Consider the following 7,845-nt stretch of genomic DNA (forward strand, 5'->3'; position numbering starts at 1 on the left):
TCGAATCCCGCTGGGGACGCCAACAATTATAAGGGGTTGCTTTATTGCAACCCCTTTTGATTTTCTTCGCTCTGACCTCTACGGATGGCAATCAGGCAGCAGCGCAGATTTATTGTTCTCATGCATTAACAGAATAGTACAGAGGAGAATCTCATGGCTTTAAGCATCGGTATCGTCGGTCTTCCGAATGTCGGCAAATCGACACTTTTTAATGCGCTCACAAAAGATCAGAATGCGATGGCTGCAAACTATCCGTTCTGTACCATAGAACCGAACAAGGCGATCGTGCCGGTCCCTGACAAGCGTCTGGCACAGCTGTCAGAGATCGTGAACCCGCAGAGGATACAGCATGCAATCGTTGAGTTCACGGATATCGCTGGACTGGTAAAGTGCGCATCAAAGGGCGAAGGCCTCGGCAATCAGTTCCTTTCCCATATACGGGAGACCTCGGCAATCGTGCATGTTGTAAGATGTTTTGAGGACGATTCGATCATCCATGTTGACGACAGCGTCAATCCCCTGCGCGACATTGAGGTCATCAACACTGAGCTCGTGCTTGCCGATATTCAGACGCTCGAAAACAGGATCACGCGTCTTGAGAAGCAGGCCAAGGGAGACAAGAAGCTTCAGCCGATGCTTGAGGTCTTTCCGCTGATAACGATCTTGTCAAGTCGGTCCACGCCTTTGCAGCAGAGCATAATGCCGAGTCAGTAAAGATATGCGCAAAGATCGAGGAAGAGATGGCAGGCATGAGCGACGAGGAGCGCACTGAATTTCTTGAATCGCTTGGGCAGACCGAAAGCGGACTCGATCAGATCATCCACCATGGGTATCATGCCCTCGGCCTTATCAGTTATTTCACCGCAGGGGTAAAAGAGGTCCGTGCCTGGACCATAGAGCGCGGCTGGAAAGCGCCGAAGGCGGCAGCGGTCATTCATGATGATTTTGAACGCGGGTTCATCCGGGTAGAGGTCATCGCCTTTGACGATTTCATCGAGGGCAAAGGGGAAGCAGGCGCGCGCATTGCAGGCAGACTTCGCACTGAGGGCAAGGAGTATGTTGTCCAGGACGGCGATGTCATGCACTTTCTTTTCAATGTCTGATTCCAAAATCGTTTCAGACCGGCAGAGTATAGAACGTCACAGGGAATTGACTTAATTATTTATTTGGTTCTATGATCTATTTCGAAAGCAGGCATGGATTATCATGAAAAGTAATATTCTTATCATCAGCGGTCTGATCGTAGTAATATCCGTTCTCATTATTCTTAACATCTTCTTTCAAAAATCCCTACAGATGGAAATCGCGGAACAGTTTAACCTGCAGCAGTCACTTCTGTCCAAAACAATAGCAGATAATATAAAAGCATCTATTAATTTCATGAAGGAAGAAGTGACCGAGATGGCCCACGAGCTGTCCGAGAAAAAAAACGCAACAAAAGATGATTACGATTCTCTGATAAAAGAGGAATTCAAGCATAAGCTTATGATCAGTGCCAGCATAGGTATTGCCTCATCCAAAGGGGCAATTCTTTTCCTGAAGGGTGATGAAGACCAGATAAAACCAATAATGCCGGATATTGCAAAAAAAGCCGTAGACACAAAAGAAGGGGATGGGGGAATACTGGTGACTGGCAACAGAGTTGTCGCTTTAGCCCCTACCTACAAAAATAATCAGCTCGATCAGGTAGTATTTCTTTCGTTTTCGATAGCCGATATCGGCGATCGTTTTTTCACAACCATCAAGTCACACGGCAAGGGATATGCGTGGATGATCGATAAGGGAGGGAATCTTCTATACCACCCGACGCAACCCGGGATGGTCGGCAGAAATCTCTATCGGGCCGATACGACCTGTTTTAAGTGCCATATGAACTTTGATCTCGAAAAGAGGATCATTGAAGGCAGGGCAGGCGACAACATCGGGAGGTATATCTCGGCATTCGGAGAAGACAAGATAATCGCCTATTCAGATGTTGATATGAGCGATATATCGTGGATAATCGCAGTGTCGTCGCCCTACTCTGAAGTGACCAGCGCTACCAAAAACAGCATGAAGCTTTATTCCTATCTCATCATATCAATTTTTATGGCAACAAGCCTGGTCTCCGCGGTCCTGATTATATTTAACAAAAAAAGGATACAGGCCGCAGAGACCGCGAACCGAAAAGAGCAGCTTGAAAAATACGCAGGTGAACTCGAAAAGAAGGTAACCATAAGAACAGCGGAACTTGCAAGCGAAAAAGAGAAGCTCAATACCATCGTGAGTGCGATCGGAGGCGGCATCGTACTCCTTGATAAAGGCCGGAAGATACAATGGTCTAACACAATGATACGGGATATCGTCGGCATGGAGGTGGTCGGCAGATCATGGGAAGAAGTATGCCCTGACTGCCCTCTGTCGGAAACATATCCTGGTGAAACTATCAGAACGATAGTTCTTTCAAACCTGTTCGGGCAGAAAGGCAGATTTTATCAAATTACCACTGCCCCTGTCAGAGGAGAACGCGGGGAAATAGACGGACATATCGGACTGATACAGGACGTAACCGAAATGAAAAAAATGGAGGATCAGATCATCCATTCGGAAAAACTGGCCTCCATAGGACGGCTTGCCGCAGGGATTGCTCACGAGATAGGCAACCCGCTCACCTCGATCTTCTCGTTCGTGCAGATTCTGAGGGAGATGGAAGAGGAGGCATTCAAGAAGGAAAGCCTCGACACCATGTATTTTCATATAAAGAGAATTTCGGACATACTGAAACAACTCTCTGGCTTTTCGAAGATGCCGGCCGGAGAGCACAAATCCGGTCATGTCAATGAATTCATCGAGGCCTCTCTTAATCTCATTCAGTATGACAAGAAGGCCAAAGATGTTACTGTCGTGAAGGAGCTGTCGACCGATCTGCCCGAAGTGATCATGGATGGCAATCAGCTTGCCCAGGTCATCGTGAACCTTACCCTTAACGCCATAGATGCGATGCCTGACGGTGGAACAATAACCATCAGAAGTTTCACGAAGAATAGCGATGTGATCATCCAGATTCAGGACACCGGGATAGGAATTTCGAAAGAAGATGTAACAAAGATTTTTGATCCGTTCTATACCACAAAAGAAAAAGGGACCGGTCTTGGCCTTGCAGTAAGTTATGATATAATAAAAAAGATGAACGGGACGCTGAGCGTCGAAAGCGAGACAGGCAAAGGGACGGTATTTACGATTACCATGCCCTACAAAGATCCTGCGGCAACCTCTTAGCTCAGAAAACATCCGGCACAAACCATTACGTGGGGCACAAACGTACACATAATTTATGAAAGCAAAGATACTTATCGCTGACGACGAACCAGATATATGCAGGGCTCTTGAATTCCTGCTGAAGAGGGACGGGTACGAGGTAAGCACGGTCAACAGCGGAGAAGATGCGGTCAGAAAATTCAAAGAAGATACCTTTGACGTTATTATTTCTGATCTTAAAATGGGAAAGATGGACGGGATGGCCGTACTCGAAAAGGCGAAGGAACTCAGCCCTGAGACCGCGGTGATAATAATGACGGCCTTTGCCTCTATCGAATCTGCTATTGATGCGATGAAGAAGGGCGCAATAGATTATATCGTCAAGCCATTCCTTAATGAAGAAATAAAGATGACGCTGAAAAAGATACTCGATCAGAAAAAGATCCTGATCGAGAATGCAGCACTTAAGCAGCAGGTAAGTCAGCATATGGCATGCAGGGATTTTGTAGCAAACTCGGAGTCTATGATCAGAATTATCGAGACCCTCGAAAAAGTGATCCCCACAAAGAGCAATATATTCCTGCTTGGTGAAAGCGGCACAGGGAAGGGACTGATCGCAGAGCTCATTCACTGCAACAGCCCTCGCAGAGATAAACCGTTCATATCGATCAACTGTTCCGCCGTCCCCGAAGGACTTCTTGAGTCCGAGCTGTTCGGTTATAAAAAAGGGGCCTTCACCGGAGCAAACTCGGACAAGCTCGGACTTATTACGCTTGCGCATCAGGGGACGTTTTTCCTTGATGAAATAGGTGACATGCCGCCAAACCTTCAGGCAAAACTCCTGAAGGTCCTTGAAACCGGAGAAGTGTTTCCTCTCGGCGATACAAAACCGAAGATAGCAGATATCAGGCTCGTCTCCGCAACCAATGTGGATATCGAGAGCAGACTTAAGGACGGCAGGTTCAGGGAAGACCTCTATTGGAGGCTTAATGTCATAGAAATCCAGATACCACCACTCAGAGACAGAAAAGACGATATTGAGATGCTCTCAAAACATTTTATCGGCAAGTATGCGTCAGAACATAACAAAAAGATCCTGGGAATTGATAAAGGGGCTCTTTCGCTCCTGATCGATTATCAATGGCCAGGCAATGTACGAGAGCTCAGGAACGTATTGGAGCGGGCGGTAGTCCTTGCTGATGGTGAGTATCTCGTTTCGGATAATCTGCCCGCCAAACTGAGAAAAACAGATGAGCATAGGGAGACTTCCACCCTCAGGGCATATCTGGGTGATTATGAGAAGAACCTGCTGCTGAAGATATATGACATCCATAACCAGAATAAAGAAAATACGGCAAAAGCCCTCGGCATCGATCTCGCAACCCTCTACCGGAAATTCAAGAAGCACGGTATCGATACCGAGTGAAGAAAGTTTTCTATATCGGCCTTATTGTGGGGGGTATTCTGGGCATTGTGATTGCCCTCAGTATGGATCTTGTTATCGGGAAAAGCCTGGGGGGCGGATGGAGTGAGGCTGTTGCCAATGATATCAACAGACTCTTTCATGCAAACCTTCCGCAGAACCATATCGCTGTCATATTTGGCGTGCTCGTGGTACTCGGCATCATCGGAGCCTTTGGAGCGTTTATCGGCGGAGTCTCTTTCATAATGGTGGCCCGCCTCATCATGTCGCTGGGCAGGGAAAAATAAAAAGGCAGAGGTTGAACAAACCCTCTGCCTTACGACGTTCCGGTATTTCCTACTTATGACATTTTGCGCAGTCCGCAGCAGGTGATGCGATAGTGCCGTTATGACATGCACCGCAGAATTTCCCCTCGTTGATCTTGTCCATAGTCATCTTGCCCGATGTCTTCTTCATGCCGAAATGCTTTGGATGGCAGTCATCGCAGGTAAATGCGGATGTGTGGAACGCATGGCTGAAGATCACGTTGCCCAGGCCCTCAACCTTATAGGTAAGATCTTTGTTAAATTCCCGCATAGCGTGACATTTTGTGCATTCGGAGGAGGAAAATGCCTTTTTGCCATTATGACACTGTCCGCAGTAAGCGCCCGCATAAATGTCTTTCATGGTTATGGTCGCGGTTCCGGTCTTCATAACAAAAACCTTCGGATGGCACTCCCGGCACCCGGCCTTCCCGGCATGTGCTTCATGATTGAATTTCGAGGGCATGCTTGATTTCTTAAATACCATCTCCTTTATATTGTGGCAGGTATTGCAGGTATTTCTGTTGATGGTGATATGTTCATGGCCCTGAAAATCGTGGCACTGATTGCAGTGGAATCCCGTATTAATATGTATCTGATGAGAGAAGATCCCTTTTTTGGGAACAGAAGAAAATGTTTGATATGAATGACACTTAAAGCATGGCAGGTTGCCAACAGCCTCATCTCTTGAAATCACCTTGTCCTGTTCGTTCTCGGTCTTCGCTTTTTCCTGCTTATGCGAGCACCCAAGAACAAGCGAGAACATAATAAGAACAACAATTGGCCATCTCATTTATCAGTCCCTTTTTCCTTTCCGAACTCGATCTCATACTCAAGCGGATGTTCATGCTTCATCTGCTCTATGGTTATCTTCCCGGTAATCCAGGTCATGCTCATGGGGAATTTGTCATAACGCAGATGCTCATTATAGAAATGCCAGAACAGTATGAAAACAATCGCCAAAAGCGCCTCGTCGCTATGCATGATGGAAATCACTTCCCATATCCAGTTGATCGTCCACAGAGGAAAAAGGTAGGATGCCTGGACGGGAAATGCAAGGAAGAGACCTGACAAACCAATAATTCCCATACCCCAGAAGACAGCCCAATAGTCAAATTTATGGATATAGCTGAATCTGCCGAATTTGGGTTTTTCTTTGCTCAGGCCGACAAAATACATAATATTTTTTATCGCATCGATAACATCCTTGGGCATGGGAAGAATTGTTGTGTTTGCCCGGAGCTTCATTTTGCCTGTTGCAAGCATATATCCGAGATAGGCAACATGCCAGGCAAAGTCTATCAACATGGTGATTCCTGCAATACGATGTATCAGACCGGCTGTCTTTGCGCCGCCCCACATACTTATCCACCATCTCTGGTGTTCAACCGTCACTTCAGGATATTTAATCACCCAGCCAGTGAAGGTGAGCAGCAGAAATGTCGTAAAGAGAAGCACATGCTGAATTCGCTCTACAACGTTAAATCTCAGATATTCTCTTGGAGTCTCATTATTCATGGTGCTCCTCCTTGCCTTTTCTTAATACTTTGTCCCGGATCTCGGAAATAGCTTCAAGAATCACATGTCCCGTGATAAACGCAAAAACAGAAAGCAGCAGTACGATCAATATTTTCTCAAACCAATATGGAATAGGATCATCTTTTCCCATCTTCTTATGCGTGATGGCTGCTACAAATTTCTTTGTCGCGCCAGGATGGCACTTGCCGCATGTCACTGTTCTATTATCCCAGGCAACCGGCGATTTCCGGTCATCCCACTTAAGGACATTATGTGAATTATGGCAATTTATACAGGAAGGGGCATTGGGGTGTCCCACGGCGTATTTCTTCCCATGAAAACTCTCATGGTATCGTTCGAGAAGATGGGTGCCCCACTTATAGGCAGTTGCCAGATCTTCCCGCTCATGACACTCTCCGCAGGTCTTGACGATGTTGCCTCTGTACACTGCAGATGTTGGCGTATCCTTTTTTGTTATGTAATGAGGAGAGCCATGACAATCCGTACATATCGCACCATCTGTCTTCCTATCGCTGATCACATTCCTGGCATGAACACTCTCACGCCAGGTTTTATAAGCATCTTCGTGGCATTCAACGCATGCTGCCATTGCCACGGGATCAACCTTTGCCTTAAGGGATAATTCGCCTGCAAGTGCCGCAATATTTTGAGGGATATTCGACGTCAGCGTGCCTGCATGAGGATTTGACGAAAACTGTTTGTGACACATCAGACAGTCAAATCCGCCATGCACAGAAGCGGCATAGCGCTCACTGTCCAGATTTACATTAATCAAAACTCCGGCTTTGGTCTTAATTTTACCTTTCATGGTGCTATGGCAGGCAAGACAGGTAAAGGTTTCAGCGCTTGCAACAGATGCGAGGCATGACATAAAGAGCATCAGAAAAACCGATACATAAACCCTTCTCATGAGTCCTCCTATGGGTGTGGAGATATTTCTTCCTAAAATTAACTCAAATGGTATACAAATTATCTTATCTTTTGCAAGGAAAATAATAATTACAGCTTTAGTTTGTCTCATACACATACAGAGGAAGGGGAGACAGTGTGTCTCCCCTTCCTTGTGTATGGCTGCTCTGTCTTTTGGTTTCTTTGTTGTCTTAATTGCTCTTGGCTGCTGCCTCAGCGGTCTCCTTCGCCGCTACGGGAGACGATATTGCCTCTACCGCATACCCTATCCCTGTCCCTACGATCGAACCCAATACTATACTCACCGACCCAATGCAGACTATCCCAAGCAATATCCCTACTGCCACTACCATCCTTACGATCACCGTCGGCTCTACAGGCCCACCCACCAGGTGCCTAAGCACCAGCAGCGTCCCATAGCTCCCAAAGAAAAAC

Annotated in this window: 7 protein-coding genes and 1 pseudogene; 4 read left to right on the top strand and 4 right to left on the bottom strand. The window is 46.6% G+C overall.

All coding sequences use genetic code 11. From position 1 onward, the window contains the following. Window positions 1-153: 153 nt before the first annotated feature. The 4 genes and pseudogenes from ychF (at window position 154) to HZB31_13435 (ending at window position 4,947) form a co-directional block, all read left to right on the top strand. Window positions 154-1,103: pseudogene (gene ychF, locus HZB31_13420) on the top strand (redox-regulated ATPase YchF). 103 nt (window positions 1,104-1,206) lie between these two features. Then, the gene (locus HZB31_13425) at window positions 1,207-3,258 is read left to right on the top strand and encodes a PAS domain-containing protein (protein ID MBI5848919.1); all 2,052 of its coding nucleotides are present in this window, start codon (window positions 1,207-1,209) and stop codon (window positions 3,256-3,258) included. 55 nt (window positions 3,259-3,313) lie between these two features. Continuing rightward, window positions 3,314-4,663 carry a sigma-54-dependent Fis family transcriptional regulator gene (locus HZB31_13430; protein ID MBI5848920.1) on the top strand — a complete coding sequence of 450 codons (1,350 nt, stop codon included), beginning with the start codon at window positions 3,314-3,316 and terminating at the stop codon, window positions 4,661-4,663. Next, entirely contained in the window at window positions 4,660-4,947 is a 288-nt protein-coding gene (locus tag HZB31_13435) for a hypothetical protein (GenBank protein MBI5848921.1), read from the top strand. Before HZB31_13430 ends, HZB31_13435 begins: the two co-directional genes overlap by 4 nt. 49 nt (window positions 4,948-4,996) lie before the next feature. On the opposite strand, the gene HZB31_13440 is transcribed toward HZB31_13435, so the two are convergent. The 4 genes from HZB31_13440 to HZB31_13455 all read right to left on the bottom strand — a co-directional run bounded on the left by HZB31_13440 (window position 4,997) and on the right by HZB31_13455 (window position 7,814). Next, window positions 4,997-5,755 (bottom strand): cytochrome c3 family protein, encoded by a 759-nt coding sequence (locus HZB31_13440; protein MBI5848922.1) that lies wholly within the window; start codon window positions 5,753-5,755, stop codon window positions 4,997-4,999. Continuing rightward, on the bottom strand, window positions 5,752-6,480 hold the full coding sequence (locus tag HZB31_13445) for a cytochrome b/b6 domain-containing protein (protein MBI5848923.1): 729 nt from the start codon (window positions 6,478-6,480) through the stop codon (window positions 5,752-5,754). The genes HZB31_13440 and HZB31_13445 overlap by 4 nt, the downstream gene beginning before the upstream one ends. Then, window positions 6,473-7,411 (bottom strand): hypothetical protein, encoded by a 939-nt coding sequence (locus HZB31_13450; protein MBI5848924.1) that lies wholly within the window; start codon window positions 7,409-7,411, stop codon window positions 6,473-6,475. The genes HZB31_13445 and HZB31_13450 overlap by 8 nt, the downstream gene beginning before the upstream one ends. Window positions 7,412-7,601: 190 nt before the next feature. After that, window positions 7,602-7,814: a hypothetical protein gene (locus HZB31_13455; GenBank protein ID MBI5848925.1), complete on the bottom strand. Its 213-nt coding sequence runs from the start codon at window positions 7,812-7,814 to the stop codon at window positions 7,602-7,604. Window positions 7,815-7,845: the final 31 nt, after the last annotated feature.

The sequence above is a fragment of the Nitrospirota bacterium genome, from assembly GCA_016235245.1.
GTDB lineage: Bacteria > Nitrospirota > Thermodesulfovibrionia > Thermodesulfovibrionales > UBA6898 > UBA6898.

What these genes read in the sequence shown, in the direction of transcription:
- HZB31_13425 (MBI5848919.1), top strand. Translation starts at nt 1,207, where the DNA reads ATGAAAAGTAATATTCTTATCATCAGCGGTCTGATCGTAGTAATATCC.
- HZB31_13445 (MBI5848923.1), bottom strand. Translation starts at nt 6,480, where the DNA reads ATGAATAATGAGACTCCAAGAGAATATCTGAGATTTAACGTTGTAGAG.
- HZB31_13430 (MBI5848920.1), top strand. Translation starts at nt 3,314, where the DNA reads ATGAAAGCAAAGATACTTATCGCTGACGACGAACCAGATATATGCAGG.
- HZB31_13450 (MBI5848924.1), bottom strand. Translation starts at nt 7,411, where the DNA reads ATGAGAAGGGTTTATGTATCGGTTTTTCTGATGCTCTTTATGTCATGC.
- HZB31_13440 (MBI5848922.1), bottom strand. Translation starts at nt 5,755, where the DNA reads ATGAGATGGCCAATTGTTGTTCTTATTATGTTCTCGCTTGTTCTTGGG.